Source organism: Sphingomonas sp. BL-S-05 (assembly GCF_055521695.1).
On the sequence record NZ_CM145499.1, the window covers coordinates 3,091,590 to 3,118,124 of the forward strand.

General features: G+C 68.4%; 21 protein-coding genes. 5 read left to right on the forward strand and 16 right to left on the reverse strand.

Features of this window, described 5'->3' with window-relative positions; genetic code table 11:
* Nucleotides 1-11 precede the first annotated feature (11 nt).
* The 3 genes from ACZ1JS_RS14425 to ACZ1JS_RS14435 all read right to left on the reverse strand — a co-directional run bounded on the left by ACZ1JS_RS14425 (nucleotide 12) and on the right by ACZ1JS_RS14435 (nucleotide 5,105).
* Nucleotides 12-2,300: a TonB-dependent siderophore receptor gene (locus ACZ1JS_RS14425; RefSeq protein WP_465166661.1), complete on the reverse strand. Its 2,289-nt coding sequence runs from the start codon at nucleotides 2,298-2,300 to the stop codon at nucleotides 12-14.
* A 69-nt stretch (nucleotides 2,301-2,369) separates the two neighbouring features.
* Nucleotides 2,370-2,705 carry a hypothetical protein gene (locus ACZ1JS_RS14430; protein ID WP_465166662.1) on the reverse strand — a complete coding sequence of 112 codons (336 nt, stop codon included), beginning with the start codon at nucleotides 2,703-2,705 and terminating at the stop codon, nucleotides 2,370-2,372.
* Complete coding sequence (locus tag ACZ1JS_RS14435) at nucleotides 2,706-5,105, reverse strand: M16 family metallopeptidase (protein ID WP_465166663.1); 2,400 nt, start codon at nucleotides 5,103-5,105, stop codon at nucleotides 2,706-2,708.
* A 96-nt stretch (nucleotides 5,106-5,201) separates the two neighbouring features.
* Between ACZ1JS_RS14435 and ACZ1JS_RS14440 the strand changes: the two genes are divergently transcribed.
* Nucleotides 5,202-6,626: an aminotransferase-like domain-containing protein gene (locus tag ACZ1JS_RS14440; RefSeq protein WP_465166664.1), complete on the forward strand. Its 1,425-nt coding sequence runs from the start codon at nucleotides 5,202-5,204 to the stop codon at nucleotides 6,624-6,626.
* A 76-nt stretch (nucleotides 6,627-6,702) separates the two neighbouring features.
* On the opposite strand, the gene ACZ1JS_RS14445 is transcribed toward ACZ1JS_RS14440, so the two are convergent.
* Nucleotides 6,703-10,257, reverse strand: coding sequence for a hydantoinase B/oxoprolinase family protein (locus ACZ1JS_RS14445; RefSeq protein WP_465166665.1), 3,555 nt, complete (start codon nucleotides 10,255-10,257; stop codon nucleotides 6,703-6,705).
* A gap of 111 nt (nucleotides 10,258-10,368) precedes the next feature.
* Between ACZ1JS_RS14445 and ACZ1JS_RS14450 the strand changes: the two genes are divergently transcribed.
* The 4 genes from ACZ1JS_RS14450 to ACZ1JS_RS14465 are packed head-to-tail and all read left to right on the forward strand — an operon-like array spanning nucleotide 10,369 to nucleotide 13,517.
* Complete coding sequence (locus ACZ1JS_RS14450) at nucleotides 10,369-10,878, forward strand: winged helix DNA-binding protein (protein ID WP_465166666.1); 510 nt, start codon at nucleotides 10,369-10,371, stop codon at nucleotides 10,876-10,878.
* Between the two features lie 13 nt (nucleotides 10,879-10,891).
* On the forward strand, nucleotides 10,892-11,557 hold the full coding sequence (locus tag ACZ1JS_RS14455) for a DUF969 domain-containing protein (RefSeq protein ID WP_465166667.1): 666 nt from the start codon (nucleotides 10,892-10,894) through the stop codon (nucleotides 11,555-11,557).
* Complete coding sequence (locus tag ACZ1JS_RS14460; RefSeq protein WP_465166668.1) at nucleotides 11,554-12,519, forward strand: DUF979 domain-containing protein; 966 nt, start codon at nucleotides 11,554-11,556, stop codon at nucleotides 12,517-12,519. The genes ACZ1JS_RS14455 and ACZ1JS_RS14460 overlap by 4 nt, the downstream gene beginning before the upstream one ends.
* On the forward strand, nucleotides 12,516-13,517 hold the full coding sequence (locus ACZ1JS_RS14465; RefSeq protein ID WP_465166669.1) for a DUF2891 domain-containing protein: 1,002 nt from the start codon (nucleotides 12,516-12,518) through the stop codon (nucleotides 13,515-13,517). The genes ACZ1JS_RS14460 and ACZ1JS_RS14465 overlap by 4 nt, the downstream gene beginning before the upstream one ends.
* 44 nt (nucleotides 13,518-13,561) lie before the next feature.
* Here the strand turns inward: ACZ1JS_RS14465 and ACZ1JS_RS14470 are convergent, their stop codons facing one another.
* The 12 genes from ACZ1JS_RS14470 to ACZ1JS_RS14525 form a co-directional block, all read right to left on the reverse strand.
* A complete protein-coding gene (locus tag ACZ1JS_RS14470) occupies nucleotides 13,562-14,998 on the reverse strand; it encodes a TolC family protein (protein WP_465166670.1) in 1,437 nt (478 codons plus the stop codon).
* A complete protein-coding gene (locus ACZ1JS_RS14475) occupies nucleotides 14,995-16,077 on the reverse strand; it encodes an efflux RND transporter periplasmic adaptor subunit (protein ID WP_465166671.1) in 1,083 nt (360 codons plus the stop codon). Before ACZ1JS_RS14475 ends, ACZ1JS_RS14470 begins: the two co-directional genes overlap by 4 nt.
* Nucleotides 16,061-17,746: an ABC transporter transmembrane domain-containing protein gene (locus ACZ1JS_RS14480; protein ID WP_465166672.1), complete on the reverse strand. Its 1,686-nt coding sequence runs from the start codon at nucleotides 17,744-17,746 to the stop codon at nucleotides 16,061-16,063. The genes ACZ1JS_RS14475 and ACZ1JS_RS14480 overlap by 17 nt, the downstream gene beginning before the upstream one ends.
* A gap of 198 nt (nucleotides 17,747-17,944) precedes the next feature.
* Complete coding sequence (locus ACZ1JS_RS14485) at nucleotides 17,945-18,358, reverse strand: Na+/H+ antiporter subunit G (protein ID WP_465166673.1); 414 nt, start codon at nucleotides 18,356-18,358, stop codon at nucleotides 17,945-17,947.
* On the reverse strand, nucleotides 18,355-18,624 hold the full coding sequence (locus tag ACZ1JS_RS14490) for a K+/H+ antiporter subunit F (protein ID WP_465166674.1): 270 nt from the start codon (nucleotides 18,622-18,624) through the stop codon (nucleotides 18,355-18,357). Before ACZ1JS_RS14490 ends, ACZ1JS_RS14485 begins: the two co-directional genes overlap by 4 nt.
* Nucleotides 18,621-19,109, reverse strand: coding sequence for a Na+/H+ antiporter subunit E (locus ACZ1JS_RS14495; protein ID WP_465166675.1), 489 nt, complete (start codon nucleotides 19,107-19,109; stop codon nucleotides 18,621-18,623). Before ACZ1JS_RS14495 ends, ACZ1JS_RS14490 begins: the two co-directional genes overlap by 4 nt.
* On the reverse strand, nucleotides 19,106-20,629 hold the full coding sequence (locus ACZ1JS_RS14500; RefSeq protein ID WP_465166676.1) for a monovalent cation/H+ antiporter subunit D: 1,524 nt from the start codon (nucleotides 20,627-20,629) through the stop codon (nucleotides 19,106-19,108). Before ACZ1JS_RS14500 ends, ACZ1JS_RS14495 begins: the two co-directional genes overlap by 4 nt.
* Nucleotides 20,626-20,979: a Na+/H+ antiporter subunit C gene (locus ACZ1JS_RS14505; protein ID WP_465166677.1), complete on the reverse strand. Its 354-nt coding sequence runs from the start codon at nucleotides 20,977-20,979 to the stop codon at nucleotides 20,626-20,628. Before ACZ1JS_RS14505 ends, ACZ1JS_RS14500 begins: the two co-directional genes overlap by 4 nt.
* The gene (locus ACZ1JS_RS14510) at nucleotides 20,976-23,786 is read right to left on the reverse strand and encodes a monovalent cation/H+ antiporter subunit A (protein ID WP_465166678.1); all 2,811 of its coding nucleotides are present in this window, start codon (nucleotides 23,784-23,786) and stop codon (nucleotides 20,976-20,978) included. Before ACZ1JS_RS14510 ends, ACZ1JS_RS14505 begins: the two co-directional genes overlap by 4 nt.
* Before the next feature lie 633 nt (nucleotides 23,787-24,419).
* The gene (locus ACZ1JS_RS14515) at nucleotides 24,420-25,289 is read right to left on the reverse strand and encodes a MipA/OmpV family protein (protein WP_465166679.1); all 870 of its coding nucleotides are present in this window, start codon (nucleotides 25,287-25,289) and stop codon (nucleotides 24,420-24,422) included.
* Between the two features lie 68 nt (nucleotides 25,290-25,357).
* The gene (locus ACZ1JS_RS14520; protein WP_465166680.1) at nucleotides 25,358-25,798 is read right to left on the reverse strand and encodes a DUF2141 domain-containing protein; all 441 of its coding nucleotides are present in this window, start codon (nucleotides 25,796-25,798) and stop codon (nucleotides 25,358-25,360) included.
* A complete protein-coding gene (locus tag ACZ1JS_RS14525; RefSeq protein WP_465166681.1) occupies nucleotides 25,713-26,525 on the reverse strand; it encodes a sterol desaturase family protein in 813 nt (270 codons plus the stop codon). Before ACZ1JS_RS14525 ends, ACZ1JS_RS14520 begins: the two co-directional genes overlap by 86 nt.
* Nucleotides 26,526-26,535 lie beyond the last annotated feature (10 nt).

A 26,535-nucleotide genomic window follows, 5' to 3' on the forward strand; every position in this document is an offset into this window, starting at 1 on the left:
TCAATCCCCGATCAGAAGAAACGATAGCCAACCGTGAGCCGCCACGTGCGCGGTTCGCCAAGCGGAATATAGCTGTCGAAGCGGGTCGGCGCGTAGCTCTCCTTGTCGAACAGGTTGCGGACGCCGACGTTGATGTCGAGCGGGCCGACCGAAAGGAAGCCGTTGAGGTTGACCAGCGCCGCGCCATCGATGCGATAGGTGTTGCGCCGGTCGATGGCCGAGCTCGACCGTCCGGCGACCCCTGCGCCCAGACCGGCGCGGGTGTTACCGGCGATCTTGCGTTCGTAGGATGCATAGACGTTGTATATGTCGCGCGGCTGGCCGTTGGGGGTGTTGCCGATCGTATTCGTCGGACGCAGGAACTTGTACAGCGTCCGCGTATAGGCGGCCGAGACGGTAAGTCCGGGCAGCGGCGTACCGGCGACGTTCAGGTCGATCCCCTGGCCCAGCAAACCCGGCAGCGCGATCTGGTACCGGCGATTGGCCGGGTCGGTGTCGAGGAAGTTGCTCTGCCGGATGCTGAAATAGGATGCGTTGATCAGGACGCGATCGCCGAACAGGTCCCATTTCACGCCGGTTTCGGCGTTGCGCGTCTCGACATTGGGCAGCTGGTTGCCGTTCCGATCCGAAACGAAGGTGGGCAAGAAGCCATAGGCCAGCGACCCGAACACCGACAGGTCGTCGGTGATATCGACGACCGCACCATAATTGGGCGTCGTTGCCGTTGAACGCGTCTCGACCCTGCCGCTCGGCGTGATCGAAATCGCATCGTTGGTGTTGCTGCGGACGCCCGCCATCAGGTGGATCGGACCGGTTTCGAGCAGATACTGCCCGTAATAACCATGCTGTTGCGAGGTCACGGTCGACGACAGGTTATAGACCCGCGCCAGCGGCCGCAACGTGGCCGGGGGCTTCAGGAAATTGTAGGGGAACATGCTGCCATCTTCGGCATAGATCGCCTTGACGCCGATATCGACATAGGACCCACCGGCGACGATCTTGTGCTTCACCGGACCGGTCTCGAACGCGATGCGCGCAAAGCCGTCAAGGGCATCGCCATTCGACTTCTGCCGGACGCCGCTGGACGAGATGAGCAACTCGCCGCTGCTGTCGAGCACGACGTAGGGCGAATATTGCGACTGCGCGAACGTCACCTCCTGATGCTGCGCGCGTGCGACGACGGTCAGCCAGTCGGTAACCTTTTGCGTCAGTTCGCCGTTGAACTGGGTCGTGCCGATACGGATGAACTGTTCCCTGCCGCCGACCAGCGGGCGGTCGAAAGCGACGTCGAACGGCTTCTTCGTGGCGGTGTTCAGGACCGTGTAGGGCACCATCCCGAAAATCTGGTCGCCGATCGTCGCCGACAGGATGATGTCGGTCGTCGCGTTCTTGTAACGCAGCGACGGTGCGAACAGATAATCCTCGTTGCCGCGATAGCCGCCGAAGTTCCGGTCGGCGGTCGCCGCCGTGGCGATGATGCGCGCGCTAAGGTGATCATTGTCGCTGATGGCGCGGTTCGCATCGATCGTGCCGCGTACCAGGCCGAACGATCCGGTGTCCGCCGAGACATAGAGCCGTTCTTCGGCATTCGGCTTCTTGGTGACGATGTTGATCGTGCCGCCCAGATTCTCGCCGCCCAGCAGGATCGCGTCCGGACCCTTGAGCACCTCGATCCGCTCGATATTCGCCAGCGACTGAGTCGTGCCGGCGGCGAAGCTGGAATTGGACGCCGAGGGCAGGCCGTTGACCGCACCGGCCGAATCGAACCCGCGGACCGAATAGCCGACGCCGCCCTGGACGGTGGCGGAGTTGACGACCACGCCGCCGGCATTCGCCAGGGCTTCGGGGATCGTCTGCGCCTGCTGCCGTTCGAGCAGCTTGGCCGAGATGACCTGCGTGTTGCGCGCCTGGTCGCGCAGCGACTGGCCGAGGCGCGACGAACTGGTCGCGCCGCGCACCAGCACGCTGTTTTCGGCTTCGTTCGGCCGCGCCGTCACGACGATGTCGTTGACGATCGAGATGCCCGACGCGTCGACCACGACCGCGACCGGCAGACCGCGCGTCGCCTGGGCGATGGCGTCGCGTTGCGACTGCGCGTCGGTGACCGGCCGCGAGGTGAGGTCCTTTACCGCGTCGGGATCGATGTTCAGCGGCGTACCCCATTCGGCGGCGATCCGCTGCAGCGCTTCGCTGAGCGGCAGCGCCGGCTGCGACAGGGTTTTCGCCTGCGCGAGGGCGACGCCCGGTGCGCAGATGGCAAGTGCCAGCAGACTGGCGGCGACGACGTGACGTGAACGCATATTTCCCTTCCCCTTGATGAGGTTCGCGCCCTGCCCGGCCGCCCGTTGACGTGCCGGCACGAACCGATTTCAGCGATCCAGCCTGACCACCTTCGGTGTGCCGAGCTTGAGATTCGCAAACTGATCGCGAATGCGCTGCCAGTCCCCGACCAGGACCCAGTGCACCTTGGCCGGATCGGCCAACAGACCGGCGCTGCCGCGAAGTTGTTCAAGCGTCAGCGCCCGCAACCGGGTCGGCTGGCGCACGACATCGTCGTACGGCAGTCCGTCCGACTGCGCGTCGGCCATCGCCGTCAGAATGTCCCAGTCGCCTTCCAGCTTCGCCGCATTCTGGTTCGCGGCGGCAGAGGCGATCCGGTCGAGTTCCGCCTGCTGCGGCAGACGGTCGCCGGTCAGGCCCCGCATTTACTTGATGAGTTCGGCGACCGATTCGCCACTGTGATCGCGTTCGACCCGACCGGCGAGGATCCAGCGCCGTTCGCCACGCGTGTCGTACAGCCCCGAACCGATACCATAGGTCCAGCCCTTGTCGACCCGCAGGTTGCTGCCGATCCGCGCCGTCGAATTGCCGCCATAGACCTCGTTCGCGGCCCAGGTCGCGGTCGCGTCGACGCCGTCGGGACGGTCGGCCGCCGGCATGACCTGGCCGGCCATGATGAAGGTCTGCGATGCGCCGGGCTGGTCGATGACCGTCAGCGACGGTGTCGCCTCTCCCCGGGCCGGCGGGATTGCCGGTGCCGGGGTCGCCGGCCCGACCGCCTTCCAGCCGGCCAGCGCCTGTTCCAGCTGCGGGCGCAGCGTCGCCATGGTCGTGTCCGCCGCGACATACAGCGTCGCGCGATCGGGGCGGACATGGCCGCGCAGCCATTCGCGCAGCGTCGTCGCATCGATCGCCTCGACCGCCGCGATATCCGCTGCCGGCGACGGCGACTTGGCATAGGGATGACCATCGCCGTACATCGCGGCGTAGAGCGCGCGATCGGCCATGGCGCTGCCGTTCGACTGCGCCGCCCGCAGCATGTCGATCCGCGCCTTTTTGAGCGCGGCGACCGCCTCCGGCGTCAGGTCCGGCTTCGTCAGCAGATCGCCGAACAGCGCGACGCCCGCCGCAAGATCGCTCGCGCTCCAGCCCATCGTCAGATCGGCATAGTCGAGCTCGGTCACGCCGTTGATACCGCCGCGCAGCCGCTCGGCGCGTTCGGCGCGGACGCGCTGTTCGGGGGTGGTCCCCTTGCCGGCCAGCAGGTCGAATGCGATCGGCGCGATATTGCGCGACGCCCCAGCAAGGCCGGCATCGGCAAAGCGCAGGCGAACGACATCGGTCATGATGCCGGTCCGTGGGACCAGCACGACCTTCAGTCCGTTCGACAGTTGCGCCTGCTCCACCGCCGGGAAGGTGATCGGCGCCATCGCGCCCATCGGCGGCGGTCCCTGGTTCAGATCATAGCCGCCGGCGGTCGCCTGCAATTGCGGTTTCGGCCGCGCGATCAGGCGATAGCCCGGGCTGCCATAGACGGGCGCGACGGTGCGGCGGACGCTGTCCGGCGTCGCGGTACGGAGTTCCTGGAGATAGGTTTCGGCATAGTCCGGGTTGGTCGCCTGCTCCGCAACCCGCGCCTGCAGGAACGCCTTGCCCGAGGTGCTGCCCTGCAATCCCAGCAGATACTGGATGCGCGCCGTCTTGGCCGCCTCCAGTTCGGCCGGGGTCGGCCCCTTCGCGGCATAGTCGGCGATGATCGCGTCCATCTCCGCCTCTGCCCGCGCCATCTGGTCGCCCGGAATGCCATCGACCACGAAACCCATGCGGCTCGACAGGCTGCCCTCGTCGAAGGTCACATAGGCGGCGGTGGCGATGCCCAGTTCCTCGATCATCCGCCGGTTCAGCCGCGAACGGACGCCGGCCGCCATGATCTGCGCGGTGAGATCGAACGAAGCGATGTCCGGCGATCCCTGCGGCGGGGCGATATAGGTGGCGTAGATACGGCCCTTCGGCACCGCCCGGTACACTTCGCGCCGGACCGGTCCGGCCAGCGGGATGCTGCGCGTCACGAGGCGGTCGAGCGGCTGGCGCGGTGCCAGGCCGCCGAAATATTTCTCGACCAGCCGCCGCGCCTCTTCGCCGGTCACGTCGCCGGCCAGGATCAGCGTGACGTTCGACGGACCGTAAAAGGCGTCGAACCATTGCCGCGCCGTATCGACGGTCACCGCATTCAGATCGGCCTCCTCGCCGATCGTGCTGTGGTGATAGGGGTGGTCGGCGGGGTAGAGATCGGCGAAGGTGATCGCGTCGGTCGTGCCGTCGGGCTGGCCGGCGCGCTGGCGCTTTTCGTTGAGCACGACGCCGACCTCGCGCTTGATCCGGTCGGGTGTCAGCGCCGCGCCGATATAGCCCATGCGGTCGGCTTCGAGAAACAGCACGCGTTCCAGCGCCGCCTTCGGGAAGGTCTCGTAGAAGCGGGTCGTATCCTGGTTCGTCGCGGCGTTGACATCCGTAGCGCCCAGGTCGCGCAGCGAAACGAACGCGCTCTGGTTCCAATGCTCGCTGCCGTCGAGCATCAGATGCTCGAACAGATGGGCATAGCCATGCTGGCCCGGCTTCTCGTCCTTCGATCCGACATTATAGACCAGCGTCGCGCTGACCAGCGGCACGCGACGGTTGGTCTGCACGATGACCTTCAGGCCGTTCGCCAGGGTGAACCGCGTGACCGGATCGGTAATGGCCTTTCGCGGGGCGACGCTGGCGCTGGCCGACTTCGTCGTGGACGCGTTCTGGGCGGCCACCGGAGCGGAAATCATTCCGCCCATGGAAGCTGCGATCAGCGCAATAAACGGAAAGGATGTAGCCATGCCCGGAACATTACCGATTGCGACGAGCTTGGCTTCAGGCCAAAATCACAAAAGATGACCAGCCTGTCCTACCTTGATGACAAGGACAATTTCGACCCGCTTTCCGACCCTTTGATGGCGGAGGGCGGGCAGGTTGCCCGCATCGTCCGCGCGATCGCAGAGCGCATCGGCGAGGGCAGGCTGATCCCCGATCAGCGGCTCCCCTCGATCCGCGCCATGGCGGCCGAATTCGGTGTCAGCCGGGACACCGTACAGCGGGGCTATGACAAACTGGTTGCAGGCGGGTACGTCTATGCGCGCCGGGGGGCCGGCTTCTACGTCGCGGCGACCGTCGTGCCGAATGTCCGCGATACCGCACCGCGGCCGGCGGTCGATCTGGAACCGTTCCAGCTCATCCATTCCAGCCTGCCGCTCGATCGCTGCCCGGGCAGCGGGCTGTTGCTGCACGACGACGGGTCGGTCGACGAACTGCACCGGATCGTGAGGAGCGTCGCGTCGAGTGGCCATCGGCTGGGCAGCTATGGCGACCCGGCCGGCTACCTGCCGCTGCGCCAGCAACTGCAGAACAAGCTGCGTATCGATGGCGTCGACGTGCCGCTTTCCTCGATCCTGACCGTTCCGGGCTGCGTCGCCGGACTGACCCTCGTCATCCGGGCCTTTATCCGGCAACGCTCGCTGGTGCTGGTCGAGGATCCGTCGTCCTTCATCCATTCCTGGGTCCTGCTCGCGCAGGGGGCGGAGATCATGCGAGTCCCGCGCGAGGCCGACGGCCCCGATCTCGACGTGCTGCGCCTGCTGTGCGAACGCTATCGACCGACGATGTTCCTGATGACATCGGTGCTGCACAATCCGACGGGCAGTTCGATTTCGCTGCACAAGGCGCGCAAGCTGCTCGAGCTTGCCGCCGAATTCGACTTCAAGCTGGTCGATGACGCCAGCTATGTCGACCTCGCGCCATCGTCCGGCGGGCGGCCGGTGGTGCCGCTCGTCGTGCTCGACCAGCTGGAGCATGTGATTCATGTCGGCGGGTCGTCGCACATCCTGGCGCCCGAAATCGGGGCTGGCTTCATCGTCGCGAACGAACAGCGGATGCGGTGGCTGGACCTGTTCCGTTCGGCCCAGGGGCTCGGCAATATGCTGATCCAGGAACGTGTCCTCTATCGCCTGCTGAGCGACGGCCTTTATCGTCGGCGGTGCGACCGCATCCGCGCCCTGCTCGCCCAGCGCGCGACCGCCGTCCGCCACGCGCTCGCGGCGACATCCTGCACCGTCGCGCCGGCGAGCGGCGGCACGTTCCTATGGGCCGATCTGGGCACGGGAAAAAGCGGGATCGACGTGGCGCGACGCATGCTGAAACGGGGATTCCTGACCGCGCCGGGATCGCACTTCTCGCAGCCGAAGAGCGACAATTCCTACATGCGGTTCAACGTCACGACAACGACTCCGGCTGCCATCGACGCGCTGGCCGCCAGCCTGTAACGCGACCGGCCGCTGGGCAGCCGGCTACCGATCGCGGGGGACCGGTGCCGAGGTCCTGCACGTTCGGGCAAGTGGTTCATGATCCGGGGCGACCGTAACCGCCGCCACCCGGTGTTTCGATCACGAAGCGGTCGCCGGGCGCGAGTTCGACCTGATCGGTGCGGGCCAGCGGCCGGGTGCTGCCGTCATGCCTCTCGACACGCTGCATGCCGACGGCACCGTCGCCACCGTCCGCCAGACCGAAGGGGGCGACCGTGCGGCGGGAGGCGACGATGGTCGCGGTCATCGGCTCCAGCGCGGTGATCGCGCGGATCACCCCGTCTCCGCCCCGATGCGCGCCACCCCCACCGGAGCCGCGACGGATGGCGAAGCGATCGAGCCTTACCGGATAGCGATGCTCGAGGATTTCCGGGTCGGTGATCCGGGTGTTCGTCATGTGGCTGTGGATGGCGGCGGTGCCGTCGAAATCCGGTCCGGCACCAGTCCCGCCGCAGATGGTTTCATAATATTGGTAGCGATCGTTGCCGAACAGGAAGTTGTTCATCGTCCCTTGCGCCGCGGCGCACGCGCCCAGCGCCCCCAGCAGCGCGTTGCAGACCGCCTGGCTGACCTCGGTATTGCCCGCGACGACGGCCCGGCCCGGCGGGGGCGCGAGGAACGAGCCTTCGGGAATGACGATGTCGAGCGGGGCGAGGCAGCCTTCGTTGAGGGGGATATCCTCCCCCACCAGACAGCGAAACGCATAGAGGACGACCGCGCGGGTGACGGCGGGCGGCGCGTTGAAATTGCCGGCACTGGCGGGACCGGTACCGGTGAAGTCGATCGTCGCCGCCCGGGCCGCGCGATCGATCGTCACGCGGACCCTGAGCGGCGTGCCGTCGTCCATCGCATAGTCGAACTGCCCGTCCGACAGCCGGGTCAGCACGCGGCGGATGCTCTCCTCCGCATGGGCCATGACATGCCCCATATAGGCCTGCACGACGCTCCAGCCGCTGGCGGCGACCAGCGCGGTCAGTTCGGCGATGCCGGTGGCGTTGGCGGCGAGCTGCGCCTTGATGTCCGCCACATTCGTATCGGGGCTGCGCGCCGGATAGCGGGCCCCGGCCAGGAGCGCGCGGAACGCGTCCTCGCGCAGGCGACCGCCATCGACCAGCAGGAAATCGTCGATCACCACGCCTTCTTCTTCGAGGGTGCGCGAGGCGGGCGGGGTCGATCCCGGAGTCAGGCCGCCGATATCGGCATGATGGCCGCGATTGGCGACGAAGAAGCGGATCTCGCGTCCCGCATCGTCGAACACCGGCGCGATCACCGTCACGTCGGGCAGGTGCGTGCCGCCGTTATACGGATTGTTCAGCGCGACCACGTCGCCGGGCTTGAGCGTCGTGCCCCGGCTGGCAAGGATGGTGCGCACGCTTTCGCCCATCGCGCCGAGATGCACCGGCACGTGCGGGGCGTTGGCGACCAGCCGCCCCTGCGCATCGAACAGCGCGCAGGAGAAGTCGAGTCGCTCCTTCATGTTCACGCTGCTGGCGGTATTGCGCAGCACGACGCCCATCCGCTCGGCAATCCCCATGAACCGGGTGTTGAACAGTTCGAGCTGGACCGGATCGGCGGTCGCACCATCCTGCGCCGTGCGCGCGGCGGCGCGTTCGTGTCGCAGGACCAGCTCGCCGCCGGCACCCACCTCGACCACCCAATCCGGCTCGACCATCGTCGTCGCGATCGCCTCGCGAATCAGGGCGGGGCCGGCGATCCGGTCGCCGGGACGCAAGGTAGCGCGGTCATGGACCGGCGTGCGATGGTCGGCCCCGCCGGTCCAGACGGTGACATGGTCGAGCGGTGCGGGCAGACCGCCGTCGCGCGGCGGAAGCGGTGCCGGCGCGACCGGTTCGCCCGCGACCACCGCCTCCACCACCACGCTTTCGATGACGATGGCGCGGTCCGGGCTGACGAAGCCGAAGCGGGCACGGTGCGCGTCCTCGAACGCGGCGCGCATCGCTTCGGCATCGCCCCAGTCCACGGCGAGCGCGGTGTCGGTGCCGGTATAGCGCAGGTTGACCGTCGCGACCCGGTGCGCGCCGTCGCCGACCTCGCCTGCCGCCTCGTCGCCCAGCGTCGCGACCATATCGTCGAGCATCGTCCCCAGCGGCCGTTCGACCGAACGCTGGCGGATCGCGACCTTGTCGGCCAGTCCCATGCCATAGGCCGACAGCACGCCCGCGAACGGATGGATCAGGACGGTGCGCATCCCCAGCACCTCGGCCACGCGACAGGCATGCTGCCCCCCGGCGCCACCGAAACATTGCAGGGCGAAGGTCGCGACATCCTCCCCCCGTTCGAGCGCGACGCGCTTGATCGCGGCGGCCATCTGCGCGACCGCGACGTCGAGAAACCCCTCCGCCACCCGGCGCGGGTCGTCCATGCCGGTCGCGGCGGCCAGATCGGCAAAGCCGCGCCGCGTCGCGTCGACGTCGAGCGGTTCGTCGCCCGTCGTCCCGAACACCGCCGGGAAATAAGCGGGCTGGATCTTGCCGACCAGCACATTGGCATCGGTTACGGTCAGCGGCCCGCCGCGCCGGTAGCAGGCCGGTCCCGGAAAGGCGCCGGCGCTGTCGGGGCCGACGCGGAACCGCTGTCCGTCATAATGGAGGATCGATCCGCCGCCCGCCGCGACCGTCTCGATCGCCATCATCGGCACCCGCATCTCGACCCCCGCGACCATGGCGTCGAGCACGCGTTCGAACCGCCCGGCGTACAGGGTCACGTCGGTCGAGGTGCCCCCCATGTCGAACCCGATCACCCGATCGAACCCTGCCGCCCCGGCGGTACGGGCCGCGGCGACGACGCCACCGGCGGGGCCGGACAGGATCGCGTCCTTGCCCTGAAACGCATGTGCATCGGCAAGGCCGCCGCTCGACTGCATGAACTGCAGCGGCACCGTGCCCAGCGCGCCCGCGACCCGGTCGACATAGCGGCGCAGCACCGGCGACAGATAGGCGTCGACCACCGTTGTCCGCCCGCGCGCGACCAGCCCGATCAGCGGGCTGACCGCATGGCTGGCCGATATCTGCGCAAAACCGGCCTGTCGGGCGAGCGCGGCGACCCGCGCCTCGGTCGCGCCATGGGCCCAGCCATGGGTCAGGGCGATCGCCACCGCCTCGAACCCCTCGGTGCGCTTCGCGGTCAGCAGCGCGAGGATGGCACCGTCGTCGCGCGGCGTGACCTCGGCCCCGTCGCGATCGATCCGCCCGCCAATCTCGATCACGCCGTCATACAGCGGATCGGCCCGGCGGATGGCGAGGTCGAACAATCGCGGCCGGGTCTGGTCGCCGATCGCGAGCAGATCGGCAAAGCCGCGATCGACCACCAGCAACGTCCGCGCGCCCTTGCGTTCGAGCAGCGCATTGGTCGCGACGGTTGTCCCCATCTTCACCGCCGCGATGGCGTCCGTCGGCAGCGGCGCGTCATCGGCCAGCCCGAGGATCAGGCGGATGCCGGCGATCGCGGCGTCGGCATAACGTTCGGGATTTTCGCTCAGCAGCTTGGCGGTCTGCAACCCGCCATCGGGGGCGCGGGCGACGACGTCGGTAAAGGTGCCGCCCCGATCGATCCAGAAAGACCAGCCCGCCATGCCCATTCCCCTTTTACGACGAATCGTCGATAAATCGTCGATAAATGATTTACGAGGATTGACAGATTCGCGCGTCGGCGCAACCCTCCGGCGTCGAAAGGGGACAGGATCATGACTGGGGACAAGCGCGCCATCGTCTCGTCGGCGCATCTGGCCGATGGCGCGGCCCCGGCCCTGTCGGAGCTGGAGTTCAGCCTGACGCTGGCGGCGGCGGCCTATCAGCGGTGGATCGCGCGCTGTGCGGCGGCGGCGGGCCTTGCGCTGTCGCCGCTGGAGGTGCTGATCCTCCACACCGTCCGCCATCGCGACCGGGCGAAGCGGATCGCCGACATCACCCTCGTCCTCGATATCGAGGACACGCATCTCGTCACCTATGCCATCGGCAAGCTGCAGCGCGCCGGGCTGATCACCACCCACCGCGCGGGCAAGGAAAAGCTGGTCGCCGCGACCGATGCCGGGCGCGATTTCTGTGCGCAATATCGCGACATTCGCGAACGGGTGCTCGCCTCCGCCATCGTCGCCGACGGGCCCGACAGCGCGCATCTGTCCGAGGCGGCGGACCTGCTGCGCCGCCTGTCGGGCCAGTATAACCAGGCGGCGCGCGCCGCCGCGACCCTGTAGCGGGACCGGCGCGATGCTGGTCCTGTCGGGGATTGCGATCATCGTCATCGGCTTCGCGCTGGGCGTGAATCCGATGCTGGTCGTCACCGTCGCGGCGCTGGCGAGCGCGGCGGCGGCGGGCCATGGTCCGGTCGAGGTCGTGGCGATGATCGGCAAGGCGTTCGTCGACGCGCGATTCCTGGCGGTCCCGTTCCTCGTGCTGCCGACGATCGGCCTGCTCGAACGCGCCGGGCTGCGCGTCCGGGCGCGCGCCATCGTGCAAGGTCTGCGCCGGGCGACGACCGGGCGGGTGCTGATCGGCTATCTCGCGCTGCGCCAGATCACGGCGGCGCTGGGACTGATCTCGCTGGGCGGTCATCCACAGATGGTGCGCCCGATCGTCGCACCGATGGCCGAAGGGGCGGAGGAGCGCGACGAAGCCCGCCCGCTTGACCCCGAAACCCGCGACCATATCCGTGCCCATGCCGCCGCCGTCGACAATATCGGGGTGTTCTTTGGCGAGGACGTGTTCATCGCGATCGGATCGATCCTGCTGATCCGGGCCATCCTCGAACAGGATGGCGTAACCGTCGCGCCGCTCGACGTGGCGGTGTGGGCAATCCCGACCGCGATCGCGGCGTTCGTGGTGCATGGCGTGCGGCTGCTGCTGCTCGACCGCCGGCTGAAGCGGCGCGCATGATCGGGCTGGATGCGCTCGGCATCGCGGCGGCCATATTGCCGGCGGCGGTCGCGCTGCATCACGCGCGCGACCATCACGAGGCGACGCGGTGGCGCAATGCCGGATTCTGGGGACTGTTCGCGGTCCTGCTCGGTGCCGGGCCATGGCTTCCCGACCTGCTGAACGGTTGCCTCGTCCTCGTCATGGTCGGCCTCGCGACCCGGGGGCTGCGGCCTTCGACACCCGCCGGCCAGGAGGTCGAGGCGCAGGTCGTGCAGGCGGCGCGGCTGGGCAACCGGCTGTTCGTGCCCGCGCTGGCGATCCCGGCGGTCACGCTGGCGGGTACGCTGGCGATCGGCGACGGGCGCATCGCCGGCGTCGCGGTGATCGACCCGAAACAGGTGACGCTGGTCGTGCTGACGATCGGTGCGGGCGTCGCGCTGTTGCTGGCGACCCGGCTGACCCGCGCGCCGCGATCGGCCCCGGTGGCGGAGGCGCGGCGGCTGGTCGATTCGATCGGCTGGGCGATGGTGCTGCCGCAGATGCTGGCGGCGCTCGGCGGGGTGTTCGCGCTGGCCGGTGTGGGCAAGGTGGTGGCCGAACTGGTCGTGAACGTCGTCGCGCTCGACACGCCGCTCGTCGCGACCATCGCCTATTGCGTCGGCATGGCGCTGTTCACGATGGTGATGGGCAATGCCTTTGCCGCCTTCCCGATCATGACCGCCGGCATCGGCTTGCCGATCGTCATCCGCCAGTTCGGCGGCGATCCGGCGATCGTCGCGGCGCTCGGCATGTTGTCGGGCTTCTGCGGCACGCTGATGACGCCGATGGCGGCTAATTTCAACATCGTGCCCGCTGCGATCCTCGAACTGCGCGACCGGTTCGGCGTCATTCGCGTGCAGTGGCCGACCGCGATCGTCCTGCTCCTTTTCAACATCGCGGTGCTGGCGCTGTGCGCCTTTCCCGGAGGACCGGTTCGATGACACCCATACAGGCCGCAGGCTTTGCCCGGATCGCGCTCGGCCATGTGACCCGCGAATATCCGCACAAGGCCGACCATGTGATGGCCGGCGATGGCGACGTCTATCTGCCGCGCCGGGTGCATCCGATCTTCTTCGGCAGCTTCGACTGGCATAGCTGCGTCCATGGCTATTGGCTGCTCGCGCGTATCCGGCGGCTGTTCCCCGACCTGGCCGAAGCCGCCGCGATCGACGCGCTGTTCGCCGACGCCTTCACCACGGACAAGGTCGAGGCGGAGCGCGCCTATCTCGACGATCCGCTGTCGCGCGGGTTCGAGCGGCCCTATGGCTGGGCATGGCTGTTGATGTTGCAGGCCGAGCTGATCGTCGCGAACTCGCCGCATGCCGCGACGCTCAGGCCGCTGGCGCATGCCTTTGCCGAGCGCTGGCGCGCGCATCTGCCGCTGATGACCTATCCGGTGCGCGTCGGGACCCATGCCAATACCGGCTTCGCACTGGTGCTGGCCGATCGCTATGCGCGGGTTACCGGCGATACGGCGCTGCGCGCGTTGATGGCGCAGCGGGCAGAGCATTGGTTCGGGGCCGACCGCGCCGCGCAGGCCTGGGAACCGAGCGGCGAGGATTTCCTGTCGCCGGTGCTGATGGAGGCGATGGCGATGCAGCGCCTGTTGCCGGCCGATGCCTTTGCCGCATGGTTCGCGGATTATCTGCCGGCGCTTGGAGAGGGCGATCCCGCCACGCTGCTGACCCCGGCGCGCGTCAGCGACCGCAGCGACGGGCGCATCGCGCATCTCGACGGCCTGAACCTCAGCCGCGCCTGGGTGATGCGCGCGCTGGCGCCGGCCGTCGGCGGCGCGACCGGTCGCGTGCTGGAGGCGGCCGCTGCCGACCATCTGGCCGTCGCGCTCGGCGAGGTCGCGGGCGACTATATGGGCGAACACTGGCTGGCCAGCTTCGCCCTGCTGGCGCTGACCGGTGTCGACGGACCGGGCAGGGCGTAACCTTCAGCGCGGCGGTGATCGACCGGCCGCCCCCGATTACCCCTTCAGCGATCGAGCCCCAGCGCCGCGCGATCCGCCGTGGCGGCGGCGAGTTCGGCGCGGGCGGCGGCGATGCGCGCCTGCGCGTCGATCAGGCGGACCCGGGCGTCGTTCGCCGTCTCCTCGCGCTGGTTGACGAGGAAGAAGTCGCTCGATCCCAGTTCGAACCGGCGCCGCTCGGCCGCCGCCAGCCGTTCGGCCAGTTGCCGTTCCTGGTCGGCGATTGCCGCCAGCTGCTCGGCCGCGCCGACGCCGATCGCGATCCCCTCCACCTCGACGGCGATCTGGTCGCGCAGGAAACGGCTGCGCGCCGACAGCGCGTCCAGCTCGGCCTGCGCCTCGACCACGCGTCCCTTGGCGGCGCGGTTCTGCAGCGGCAGCGAGAAGCGGAAGCCGACCGCCGCCTCCAGCGGGGTGCGCGACGGCCCGCCCAGCCCGACCGGGCCGACATCCTTGCCGACCTCGCCACGCAGGTCGAGCCGCGGGCGCAGGTCGTTTTCCGCCAGTGCCAGCCGCGCCGTCCCCTGGTCGATCCGCGTCAACAGCATCTGCAGGTCGGGGCGGCGCTGCACGAAATCGTCGCGGGCGACCGCGGCGACCCCGGCCAGCGCGCCGATATCGCTCGGCAGCCGTTCCGGGCCGACCAGCACCGGTTCGCCGCTGCCATCGCGATAATAGAGCGACAGCGCATTGGCGGCAGCGGCGAAATCCCCCTCGGCCCGTACCACCAGCGCGCGGCGGCGGACCAGATTCTGATCATTCTCGGCCAACAGGATTTCGGGCCGCGCGCCCATCTGGACCTGCCGCGCCAGCCCGCCGCGCCGGCTTTCGGACAAGGCGAGCAGGTCGCGATAGGCGCGCAGCCGCAACCCGGCCGCGACCCAGTTCTGATAGGCATCGATCGCGCGGCGCTGCACCCCGATCGCCACCGCGCCGCGTTCGAACCGGGCAATGTCGATATCCCCCGCCGCCAGCGTCCGCTTCGTCCGCCGCTCGTCGATCAGCCGGTCGCGGAGCAGCGCATAGAGCGCGCCGACCTTCGCCTCGCCCAGCCGGTTGGTATATTGCTCGTCCTCATAGACCGGGAAATCGCCGCGGCTGACACGGTAATTGCCATAGACATAGCCGCCATTGCCGGTCAGCGGCCGCGTCGCGCGCCCGGCGACATAGGTGCCGTCATAATAGCCGAGCGCGCGCGAGCGCCCTTCTGCATCGAACACCGTATCGAAGGCGCCATCGGCGGTGATGGCGCGGCCTTCGGCGGAGCGGACCTTGGCCAATGCCTCGACGATCTGCGGCGCGGCCCGGGCGGAGGCACGCAGCACCTCGTCGAGCGTCAACGGCGCGGCGGCGGGCGCCGGGGCCGCGGGCGGAGTCTGCCCGCGCGCCATGGGGGCGAGCGGAAGCTGCGCGGCGAGCAACACGGACAGGAAGCGGATCATTTCGGCTTGCCCGCCTTCGTCGCGATCTTCTTGTCCTCCTCCTTGTCGCCGGCCTGCCCCGTCTTGTCAGTCGCGGCCTGCCCGAATTCGAGCGGGAAGTCGTTCAGCTGGCGCCACAATTCATAGCCGACGGTGACCGTCTCCCCCTGTACCCAGCCATAGACCTTGCCACCCAGCCGGACGAAGCGCCGCTCGGGCCAGGCGGGCTTGCCCGGCGCCGGTTCGACGAGGATGCGGAACAGCCCCTGCGCATTGGCATTGGGATCGATCGTACGGACGCGCCCGTCGAAAAAGCCATAGGCGACCGACGGCCAGCCGCTGAACTGGATCGCCGGCCACCCTTCGAACTCCAGCCGCACCGGCCGTCCGGGCCGCAGCAGCGGCACGTCGCGACCGTCGATCAGCAATTCGACCGCGCGCTCGACCCGTTCGGGCGCGACCACCGCCAGCACCGTGCCCGCCGACACCAGCGCGCCGCCGGTCGCGGCGCTCAGATTCTGGATGCGGCCGTCGCGCGGCGCACGGACCAGCTGCGCCGACTGGCGGTTGAGCTGCACGTCGATGCGGTTCAGCTTGGCGCGCGATTCGGCCAGCTTCGCCCCCGATTCGGCGACCTTGATCTGGGCTTGTTCATAGTCGCGGCGCGATGCCAGGCCTTCGGAAAAAAGTTGCCGCATCCGGCCGACATCGATCTGTGCCACCGCCTGCGACTGCTGCACGCTGGCGATCTCCGCCTGCACCTGTGCCCGTTCGGCGGCCAACCGCGACAGGAGGTTGGGATCGAGATCGACGATTTGCGCGATCGGATCGCCGCGCGTGACATGCTGGCCGTCATGGACATACCAGCGCTCGACCCGCCCGGGGACCAGCGCCGTCACCTCCTGCGCGCGGTCCTCGGGATCGAGCGACACGACCTGCCCCCGCCCCTGCGCGGTCTGCAGCCAGGGTACGAAGAACAGGACGAACACCGCCGCCACGACCCCGATCGTCAGCAGCCACGCGACGGCAACGGCGACGCGCGGCGGGCGCAGCGTCGCCAGCGTGCGGAAATGCGCCATGGTTTCAGGCGGATGCGACATCTTCGCCCTCCTGGTTGGCGGCGGACTTCAGGTCGGCGAGCCGTTCGAACCGGCGTTGCCGGGTCAGGCCGAGATGGAGATAGCCGTCGAGCGTCAGATCCTCGGGACGGCCGGTACATAGCAGCACGGTCGTACCATGCGCCTTGAGCAGCCGCAGCGCTGCGACCAGCCGTTCGGGCGGCAACAGGTCGAAGAGCTGGCCGAGCAGCAGCAGCTTGGGCCGGACCAGCAGCGCATTGGCGAGTTTGAGCGCCATGGTCTCGCCGACGCTCAGGGGATAGCCGGTCGACCCCAATTGCGTGTCGAGCCCCTTGGGCAGGCTGGCGATGCGGCGTTCCAGTCCGACCGTCGCCAGCGCCTCCATCGCCGCCGTATCGAGTTGCTCGGAGGCGAGCCGCAGATATTCGCGGATCGTCGCCTCGACGATGGTCGATCGGTCGAGCACCGTCACGTCCGATCGCAGCCGGTACATGTCGAACGAGCCGAGATCGGCCCCGCCGATGCGCACCAGACCGCGCTCGGGCACCGCATGCCGCTTGAGCAGCATCGACAGTCGCCGCTCGGCCCCCGGTTCGGCGACGGTCACGAGTTGTTCGCCCGCCGCCAGCGTCAGGTCGTAGCGGGCATCGTCGAACACCACGTCGGTCAGTTTGACCGAACCGTCGCGCGGACCATTTTCGCCGCGCACCGTGGTTTCCTGCGGGATCGCGAACAGCAGCGACAATTCCTCGGAACTGGCGACGAGGTCGTAGAAGGTGTCGAGATACCAGCCGAATTGCGAGATGCCGTAAAAGACCCCGGACAGGATCAGTTCGGCCGCGACCAGCTGTCCCAGCGACAATTGCCCGCGCAGGATCAGCATCCCGCCGAGCAGCAGCAACCCGGCGCTCGCCAGCGCATAGGTCAGCAGGAACGCGACCGTCTGGGCGAAGTGATAGCGGAAATAGCGCCGGTGACTGGCGACATAGGCGGCGGTCACTGCCTCCGACCGTTGCATCGCGAAATCGAGGTGACGGGACGATTTGTAGAAACCGTTCGATCCGCCGACGCTTTCGAGCCAGCGCGCAGCATTGTGCTTGGCATGGCTCACCCCCACCGCGCTGGTGATCGCGCCACGCCGCCACAACATCCATACCAGCAGCAGCGCGGCCACCAGCACGGCGTTGAAGGCGAGGAAGACCGGGTGATAGAAGCTGGTGATGGTCAGGCCGATCACCGCCTGCAGCATGATGGTGAAGGCACCGATCACCAGGCTGGGGACCGCTTTCTGCACGACGACCAGATCGAAGAAACGGTTGAACAGGTCGCCGCGATTGCCATCGGCAAAGAACGGGTCCTGCGCATGGACCGCGCGCAGCGTGACCTCCGCGACGACGCGCGCGAACAGCCGGCGTTCGAACGCCGCCATGATCCACACCCGCAGCGCACTCAGCACCGCGACCATCAGCAACAGCAGCAGCAGGATGCCCGACAATGCCCAGAGCGGGGCCGGCATCGCCGTATTGGCGACGCTGTTGATAAGCAGCTGGACCGAGATCGGCGTGGCCAGCGCGAGCAGGCTGATCGCGATGGTATAGACGATGCCGAGCCGCACATAGGCCGAATCAGGTCCGATGATCTGCGACAGCCAGCCGATCGCATCCCGGAACCCCAGTCGTTGCGTCGCCAAAACACACCCCTTTTCCTGCGCCCCGGTCCATTGCCATGGCCGTGCGGCGCGACGTTCGTTTCCCTCCCCGATGACGGACCACCCCTGATCCATGCCGTTATAGCGTAACGACATATCATCCGGCCGGGCAATCCGATTTATGGTGGATCGCCGAGCACAAAGGGCTATGGCGCAGTGGGTTGCTACGTTCCGGCCGGGTCAGCTGTTCGCGGTCGATGCCGGCGTATCGCGTGCGGGCGCCTCGAACGTCGCCCAGTCGCCCTCTCCGCCCGGCCGGGGCGGCGGTCCGGCGATCCCGGCGGACTCGTTCGCCGCGCCGCTGCGCAGCCGGTGGAGATGGACCTTCGCGATCATGTTCGCCGAAATCGGTGCGGTCAGGAACAGGAACAGCGAAATCAGCAATTCGTGCGCGGTCCATACCCCCTGCTGCGTCCGGAAATAGACGACCGAAGCGAGCAGCAGCGCGCCGAGGCCGAGCGTCGTCGCCTTGGTCGGCCCGTGCAGCCGCTCCATCGTCGCGGGTAGCCGCACCAGCCCCCAGCTCCCGATCAGCGCAAATCCCGCCCCCAGCAGCGACAGGACGGCGACGACGATCTCCGCCAGCGTGTTCATTCGACGATGTCCCCGCGCAACACGAACTTGCAATAGGCGATGGTGCTGACGAACCCGACCATCGCCAGCAGCAGCGCGGCTTCGAAATAGGTGGCGTTGCCGCCGATCATGCCGATCAGCACGATCAGCGCGATGGCGTTGATGACCATCGTGTCGAGCGCGACGATCCGGTCGCCCAGCCCCGGCCCACGCAGCAGCCGCCAGCCATCGAGGATCAGCGCGAGCGCGATGCAGCCAGCGGCGATGGGGAGCGCGATGTCGATCATGCGAAAATCCGTTGCAGTCGTGCTTCGTAGCGCGTCTTGATCCGCGCGACCTCCGCCGCCGGGTCGGCGACGTCGAGGGCATGGACCAGCAGGAACCGGCCATCGGCCGACACGTCGGCCGTGACCGTACCCGGCGTCAGGCTGATCGTGCCGGCCAGCATCGTGATCGCCTCCGGACTGGTCAGCGCGATCGGCACGACCAGCCAGCGCGCGCGCAGATCGGCGTTGCGGCGGAACAGGATCAGTCCCGCCACCTGAAAATTGGCGACGACGATGTCGAACAGCACGATCGCCAGATAGCCGACGAACGCGCGGCCGAAGCGCATGCGCGGTCGCGCCGGCCAGAAGGGCTCGGTGAATTTGGGCAGGACCAGCGCGAGGCATCCGCCCAGCACGATGCCGCCGACGGTGACGCTGTTGGCCATCAGCAGCCAGACGATCAGCAGCATCGCCGATAGCGCCGGATGGGGCAGCAGCCGCCTCATCGTGCCGCTCCCAGGATCACGGAGGCATAGCGTTCGGGGGCCATGACCTGCCGGGCGGCGGCACCCGCCTGCGCCGTCGCCCAGCCGGCGGCGACGGTCAGCACCGCCGACAGAGTCAGCAGCACCAGCGGCGCGGCGAACTCGGCGGCGGATCGCGCGGGTCCGGCGACCGGGTCGGCCTCGGGCGGGGCAGCCTTCCAGAACAGCGTCGATCCCGTGCGCGAAAAACCGATCACGCCGATCAGCGTGGTGCCGAGGATCGTCGCCCAGATCGCCTGCCATCCCGGCGCGGCGAAACTGGCATTCAGGATCAGCAGCTTGCCGACGAATCCGGCGAGCGGCGGCAGCCCGACCGCCGCGATCGCCGCGACCATGTAGAGCAGCCCCGCCGCATCGCGTCCGACGAAATGCGGCGCGGGCACGATCGCATCGGCATATTGCCCGCGCCGCCGCAGCGTCACGTCGGCGACGAGGAACAGCGCCGCCCCGGCCAGCACCGCCTGCACCAGATAATAGAGTGCTGCGGCCAGCGTCGCCTCACGCCACGGCGCCACCGCCAGCAGCAGCGTGCCGGTCGAGGCCAGCACCGCGAACGCTGCCTGCTCGCGCAATCCCCGTGCCGCCAGCACGCCGATAAAGCCGAGGATCGCACCGGCCATCGCCGCGGGCAGCAGCCACGGCGCCGGCACCCATGCCGCGGCCCCCGCCCCGCTGCCGAACAACAGCGGCACCGTGCGGATCATCGCATAGACGCCGACCTTGGTCATGATCGCGAACAGCGCGGCGACGACCGGCATCGTCGCCGCATAGGTGCGGGGCAGCCACAAATGGATCGGTACCACCGCCGCCTTCAGCGCGAACACCGTCATCAGCAGCAGCGCGGCGATGCGCAGCAATCCCTGATCGTCGCTGCTGAGCGTCGCGATCCGCCGCGCGAGATCGGCCATGTTGAGCGTCGCGGTCAGGCCATAGAACAGTCCCAGCGCGATCAGGAACAGCGCCGATCCGACGATGTTGACGACGACATAGGCGATCCCCGCCTTCAGCCGCAGCGCCCCCTGCCCGTGGAGCATCAGTCCATAGGAGGCGATCAGCAGCACTTCGAAGAAGACGAACAGGTTGAACAGGTCGCCGGTCAGGAATGCACCGTTCAGCCCCATCAGCTGGAAATGGAACAGCGGATGGAAATGCCACCCGCGCCGATCGGCGGCGGTGACGATCGCATGGCCGAGCACGACCAGCGCCAGCACGGCGGAGAGCAGCAACATCGTCGCCGACAGCCGGTCGAGCAGCAGCACGATGCCGAACGGGGCGCCCCAGTCTCCCAGCGCATAGCTGCGGATCGCATCGTCCTGCGCCATGGCGAACAGCGCGATCGCCGCCGCCAGCATCGCGACGCACCCGCCGATCGACAGGATCAGGCTGAACACCCGTCGCCGCCGCATCAGCAGCATCGTCACCGGCGCGACGACCGCCGGCACGAGGATGGGCGCGACCAGCAGATGGTCGGACGCGGTCATGCGCCGTCCTCCCCGTCGCGATCGGCACGGCCATCGACCTGATCCGATCCGGTTTCGAGGAAGCTGCGCAGGCTCAGGATCACGGTCAGCGCGGTCATGCCGAAGGTGATGACGATCGCGGTCAGCACCAGCGCTTGCGGCAGCGGGTCGGCATGGTCGACCACCCCCTTTGCCCAGAGCGGCGGGCGGTCGACGACCAGCCGCCCGACCGCGAACAGGAACAGATTGACCGCATAGGACAGCAGCGTCAGCCCCAGCACCACCTGAAACGTGCGGCCCCTGAGCGCCAGATAGATGCCGCCCGCGACCAGCACCGCAATGGCGGAGGCGACGAGGAATTCGAGGCTCATGCCGCGCCCTCCGCGTCGTGCCGCGCGGCACGCTGCGCGACATGGGCGAGTTGCGCCAGCGCCATCAGCACCGCCCCGACCACGACGCAGGCGACGCCCAGATCGAACAGCATCGCCGTCGCCAGCTCGACCTCGCCGATCAGCGGCACATGGAAATAGCCGAAGCTGCTGGTCAGGAACGGCGCCCCGAACAGCAGCGACCCCGCGCCGGTCGCCGCCGCGATCAACACCCCGGTGCCGATCAGCGCATGTTCGCCGAACCGGCGCCGCTCGTCGGTCCAGTCGAAGCCCGAGGCGAGATATTGCAGCAGGATCGCGATCGAAAAGACCAGCGCGGCAATGAACCCGCCGCCCGGCTGGTTATGCCCGCGCAGGAAGATGTAGCTGCCGACCAGCAGCGCCAGCGGCAACAGCAGCCGCGTCGCCATCACGAACATCATCGGATGCCGCTCGGGCGAATGCGGATCGCTCGACCGCCATGTCCGCAGCCGCCGCCCCGCCACCCCGCGCGCCGCCGGTTCGAGCAGCGCGTAGATGGCGAGACCGGCAATCCCCAGCACGATGATCTCGCCCAGCGTATCGAAGCCGCGGAAATCGACCAGGATGACGTTCACGACATTGGTCCCGCCCCCGCCCGCATAGCTGTTGTCCCAATGGAAGCGCGCGATGCCGTCGCGCGCCGGGCGGGTCAGCACCGCCCATGCCAGCCACCCCGCCCCCAGCCCGCCGGCACCGGCGATGATCCCGTCGCGCATCCGGCGCGGGAGGCTCGACAGGCGCGGCGGGCTGCCCGGCAACAGATGCAGCGCCAGCAGCATCAGCAGGATCGTCACCACCTCGACCGCGATCTGGGTCAGCGCGAGGTCGGGGGCGGACAGATGCACGAACGCCAGCGCGATGACGAGGCCGATGACGCTGATGAACAGCAGCGCCAGATAGCGCCGCCGGTCGACCGCGACCACCGCGACGGTCGCCGCGACCAGCGCCCCCCATGCGACGATCGCGACCGGCGAGGCAGGGGTCGTCGCGCCCTCCCCCGCCGGCACCGCGTACCACCACCCCGCCTCGACGCCCGATGCGATGGCGACGACGAACAGCACCGCCAGATACCGTTGCAGCGACGCGGCATGGACCGATCCCGACAGCCGCCGCAATCCGGCGACGGCCACCGTCATCGTCGCATCGAACAGCCGCTTGGCATCGGGTGCCGGGATGCGTGCCACGCCTGCGGCAATCGACCGATAGCGTCCCAGCAGCACGATCGCGCCCAGCACCGCACCGATGCTCATCCACAGCGCCGGATTGACGCCATGCCACAGCGCCAGATGCAGCACCGGCGGTGCGCCGCCGGTCACCGCCGCGCTCGCCGCCGCCACCAGCGGCCCCGCCAGCGTCATCGGCGCCAGCCCCAGCGCCAGCGCGGCGAAAGCGAGGATCGCCGGCGGCGCCAGCAGCATCGCCCCCGGGTCGTGCGGTGCCGCGACCTCGCCGGTCCGCCGCGCCCCGAAATGCAGCGCGACCGCATAGCGCAGCGCATAGGCCGCCGACAGCAGCGCGGCGATCGTCGCCAGCACCGGCACCAGCAGCGGCCGTCCGGCGAACACCGCGTGCGCGCTCTCCTCCAGCATCATCTCCTTCGACACGAACCCGCCCATCGGCGGCAGCCCGGCCATCGCGGCGGCGGCGAGCACCCCCAGCGTCGCGGTCAGCGGCATGATCGCCGCCAGCCCGCCCAGCCGGCGGATGTCGCGCGTCCCGGTCTCATGATCGACGATGCCGGCATGCAGGAACAACGCCGCCTTGAACGCGGCATGGTTCAGCAGGTGGAAGATCGCCGCGCTCACCGCCGCACCGGTGCCGAACCCCAGCAGCATGACCATCAGCCCCAGCTGGCTGATCGTCGAATAGGCAAGGATCGCCTTCAGATCGTGGCGGAACAGCGCGACCCCCGCGCCGAACACCATCGTCGCCAGCCCGACCGGCACGACGATGCCGAACCACCATTCGGTGCCGGCCAGCACCGGCCATAGCCGCGCCAGCAGGAACACCCCCGCCTTCACCATCGTCGCCGAATGGAGATAGGCGCTGACCGGCGTCGGCGCGGCCATGGCGTGCGGCAGCCAGAAATGGAACGGAAACTGCGCCGATTTGGTGAAGGCGCCGATCAGGATCAGGACCAGCATCGCCGGATATAGCGGCGACGCCTGCACCGCATCGGCACGCGTCAGGATGGTGGCGAGGTCGTAGCTGCCCGCCGCCTTGCCCAGCAGCACCATCCCGGCGATCAGCGCCAGCCCGCCGCCACCGGTGATGGTCAGCGCCATCCGCGCCCCCTGTCGCGCCGCCGCCTGCTCGCGCCAGAAGCCGATCAGCAGGAACGAGGCAAGGCTGGTCAATTCCCAGAACACCAGCATCAACAGGATGTTGCGCGACAATGCGATGCCGATCATCGCCCCCTGGAACAGCATCAGGAACGACAGGAACCGCGCCATCGGCTCGGTCGTCGCCAGATAGCCCTGCGCATAGATCACGACCAACAGCCCGATGCCGAGGATCAGCCCGGCGAACAGCAGCGCCAGCGGATCGAGCCACAGCGCAAGGTCGAGCCCCAGCGCCGGCACCCATGCGATGGTCAGTCGCGGCACCGTCCCGGACAGCGCCGCCCCGGCCTGCGACAGCAGCACCGCCAGCCCGGCGCCGCTGGCCGCCGCCGCGATGCCGACCTGCACGCCCCCCCCCGCCCGCCGGCGCGCCAGCAGGAGCAGCACCGCCACGAACGGCAGCGACAACAGGATCAGCAACGCCATCCGCCGCCTCCCGTGCGAGCCACCGATCGACCTTCCGCCGGAACGTCGCTGAACCGCCCTACGCTGGAAGCAGGAGGCCGAACTGCCCCCGCACAGGCGCGAGCCGTGCGCCAGTCGGCAGCACAATATCCCCGCGCAGGACAGACCTTCGCGAACGTCGACCGCACCGTGTCCCCGCGAAGGCGGGGACTCAGGGCCACACCCACAAGCCGCTGTTTTGCTTGGCGCTGGTCCCCCGCCTTCGCGAGGGTACGGCAAGGTTCCGCGATACGTAAATGGCTTTCGCCGTGGTCTCGCAGAGGCGGGGATCCGGCGCCCCGGACGCACACCGTTGTTTTGCGCAGCACCGAACCGATGCCATCGCAAGACCGCGATACCCCGCGCCCCCGCGCGCTCGCGCCGTCGGTTGCGCCGAGCCAGCCCGAACAACGGCCGGCATCGCCAACCACGGCCCACTTCTCAACACATCGCGACGAAACAGCTCGATCGGACAAACCGATGCTCCGGGCAGCAGGGTTCACCGCTGGCGGCCCGACCAGCGCATAAACCTGCCCGCCCCCGACCGGGACGGACACCCGGGATCGAAACTGCCCGATCGGCCGGCACGGCACAAGCCGCTTCGACGGTTTCGGATCAGAAGCTGTACGCGATCCCGACCGCACCGAGCCACTGGTTGCTCGACCCGTTGCGCGCGACGATCGGGCTGTCGGCGAAATCGTTCAGCAGCTTGCGATAGACGACCGTCCCGAACAACTGCCAGCCCGAGCGCAGGTCGCCGCTGATCGACCGGCCGCCAAGAACGCCGAGCGTCCAGTTCTTCCACCCGCCGCGCGCGTTATAGACGGGCAGGCCGCTCGCCAGCGACTGGGCCGGCGTGATCGAGAAATAGCTGTCGGCATAGCCCTCGCCGACCCGCTCGGCCGACACGATCACCCCGGCGATGGCACGGGTGCTCAGCGGGGTGACATAGTTGATCGTGGGGGCGAGTACCGTCGACTTGTGCCCGCCACCGACATCCTTGCGATAGCTGAGCGACGCCGACAGCCGGTCGAACTGCGAGGTGACGACCCCGGTCTTGCCGATGCCGACATAGCCGCCCAGTTCGATCGCGGTATCGACCGTGCCCAGCGCGCGGACCTGCGCATCGTCGATGCCCTTGGTCGAATTGCGGTTGAGGTTGACGACCGCGATCGGCCCCGCCTGGAAATCCCAGGTCGGCCCGACGCCGTCGGGGATCAGGTCGACGCTGAAGCGGTTGCCGGCCAGCAGGAAATTGAAGCCCGAGACGCGGCCGGTCGCGGCCGGCACCGGGCTGAACGAATAATCGTCCGACCCCTCGTAATCGGGCAGCACGGCGGCACCCAGCCCGACGACATAGAAATCGGCACCGGTATCGGTGTTGGGCAGCGCCGATGCCGGCACCGCCGGCGTCGCCGCTTCCTGTGCGAAAGCGGGCGTGGCGAAGGCGGCGGCGGTCAGGACGGCGGCGAAAATGGCGCGCAAGGGCGTGGCTCCGAGAAAATATTACTCCCCCGTAACGCTATCCCGCCCGCTTCGGTCCGTGCCGACGATCAGAGGAGATAGCGAATCCGCACCTGTTGCATGGTTACATCACCCGCCAGCGGGAATTCCGCCGCGCTGAACTTGGGCGGGCCGAAGCGGATCGCCGGGTTGCGCGAAAAACCGAATCCTTCGCGCGGGATGCCGGCAAAGGTGTCGAGCTTCGCATTGTTGTTCTCGTCATGGATCACCGACACGGCATAGTCGCCGCGCCCCAATCCCGCGATGCGCACCCCGCGCTCATCGGCCGCGAAGGTGCGGGTGACCGCATTGCGATCGTCGGTGCAGCCAGGGAAATTCTTCGGATCGGCGGTCAGGCAGAGGCGGATGACGCCCTTGGTCGAACGCAGGTCGGCGATGCGGACGTCAAGCGTGCCGGTCGGCATGGCCCCGGGCAGCATCGCCAGCGCCAGCGCCGCCAGCGCGATTCGCCCGCCGCGCGACGCGCGCACGTTCCTTTTCGAAATCGCCAAGACCGCCATCGGTGCCGCACACCCGGTCCCAGAAGCGGAAATAGAGCCCGAAATTGCAGCCATAGCGCTCGTGATGCCTCTGATGATGGCTGGCGGTAATCAGCCAGCCGCCCAATCGCCCCGCCCACATGAACCGGGGGAACATTTCCCACCCCATATGGTTCGTGACGCCCATAACCGTCATGATCGTCAGCACCAATGCCAGTGCGCCGATGTGAATCGGAATGACGAACACCAGTAGCGGAATTACCACAGCGCCGGTCAGCGCCTCGATCGGGTGGAATGCCATCGCCGCCCATGCGGTCGGCGGTCGGCTGGCATGGTGGACGGCATGGGCGATCCGAAACCATTTCGGCCGGTGCATCCAGCGGTGCGTCCAGTAGAACCACGTATCGTGCGCGAACAGGTACAGCAGCACCGACAGCGGCAGATACCAGAGCGGATAGGCATGGATGTCGCGGTAGATCGCGGTCCATCCGCGATGCTCCCATCCCCATGCGACGATCCCCGCCGGAATGCCATAGATCGCGGCCGACAGCAGCGACCAGCGGATTTCCTTGGCGATCTGCGCGTCCAGCCCGCGATACAGCCCCGGATGGCGGCTGCGCGTCGCAAAGGCGAACCCGGCGGACGCCAGCAGATAGCGGACGCCGACGATCACCGTCATCGCCACGGCGGACAAAAGGATAGCCAGCGGGATCGACATGGATGGCGCT

Bases quoted from the DNA above. Each gene is read 5' to 3' on its own strand.
- ACZ1JS_RS14450 (WP_465166666.1), top strand. From the start codon at position 10,369: ATGACTGGGGACAAGCGCGCCATCGTCTCGTCGGCGCATCTGGCCGAT.
- ACZ1JS_RS14440 (WP_465166664.1), top strand. From the start codon at position 5,202: ATGACCAGCCTGTCCTACCTTGATGACAAGGACAATTTCGACCCGCTT.
- ACZ1JS_RS14430 (WP_465166662.1), bottom strand. From the start codon at position 2,705: ATGCGGGGCCTGACCGGCGACCGTCTGCCGCAGCAGGCGGAACTCGAC.
- ACZ1JS_RS14465 (WP_465166669.1), top strand. From the start codon at position 12,516: ATGACACCCATACAGGCCGCAGGCTTTGCCCGGATCGCGCTCGGCCAT.
- ACZ1JS_RS14495 (WP_465166675.1), bottom strand. From the start codon at position 19,109: ATGAGGCGGCTGCTGCCCCATCCGGCGCTATCGGCGATGCTGCTGATC.
- ACZ1JS_RS14425 (WP_465166661.1), bottom strand. From the start codon at position 2,300: ATGCGTTCACGTCACGTCGTCGCCGCCAGTCTGCTGGCACTTGCCATC.
- ACZ1JS_RS14525 (WP_465166681.1), bottom strand. From the start codon at position 26,525: ATGTCGATCCCGCTGGCTATCCTTTTGTCCGCCGTGGCGATGACGGTG.
- ACZ1JS_RS14500 (WP_465166676.1), bottom strand. From the start codon at position 20,629: ATGACCGCGTCCGACCATCTGCTGGTCGCGCCCATCCTCGTGCCGGCG.
- ACZ1JS_RS14510 (WP_465166678.1), bottom strand. From the start codon at position 23,786: ATGGCGTTGCTGATCCTGTTGTCGCTGCCGTTCGTGGCGGTGCTGCTC.
- ACZ1JS_RS14470 (WP_465166670.1), bottom strand. From the start codon at position 14,998: ATGATCCGCTTCCTGTCCGTGTTGCTCGCCGCGCAGCTTCCGCTCGCC.
- ACZ1JS_RS14435 (WP_465166663.1), bottom strand. From the start codon at position 5,105: ATGGGCGGAATGATTTCCGCTCCGGTGGCCGCCCAGAACGCGTCCACG.
- ACZ1JS_RS14485 (WP_465166673.1), bottom strand. From the start codon at position 18,358: ATGAACACGCTGGCGGAGATCGTCGTCGCCGTCCTGTCGCTGCTGGGG.
- ACZ1JS_RS14475 (WP_465166671.1), bottom strand. From the start codon at position 16,077: ATGTCGCATCCGCCTGAAACCATGGCGCATTTCCGCACGCTGGCGACG.
- ACZ1JS_RS14490 (WP_465166674.1), bottom strand. From the start codon at position 18,624: ATGATCGACATCGCGCTCCCCATCGCCGCTGGCTGCATCGCGCTCGCG.
- ACZ1JS_RS14460 (WP_465166668.1), top strand. From the start codon at position 11,554: ATGATCGGGCTGGATGCGCTCGGCATCGCGGCGGCCATATTGCCGGCG.
- ACZ1JS_RS14505 (WP_465166677.1), bottom strand. From the start codon at position 20,979: ATGAGCCTCGAATTCCTCGTCGCCTCCGCCATTGCGGTGCTGGTCGCG.
- ACZ1JS_RS14455 (WP_465166667.1), top strand. From the start codon at position 10,892: ATGCTGGTCCTGTCGGGGATTGCGATCATCGTCATCGGCTTCGCGCTG.
- ACZ1JS_RS14445 (WP_465166665.1), bottom strand. From the start codon at position 10,257: ATGGCGGGCTGGTCTTTCTGGATCGATCGGGGCGGCACCTTTACCGAC.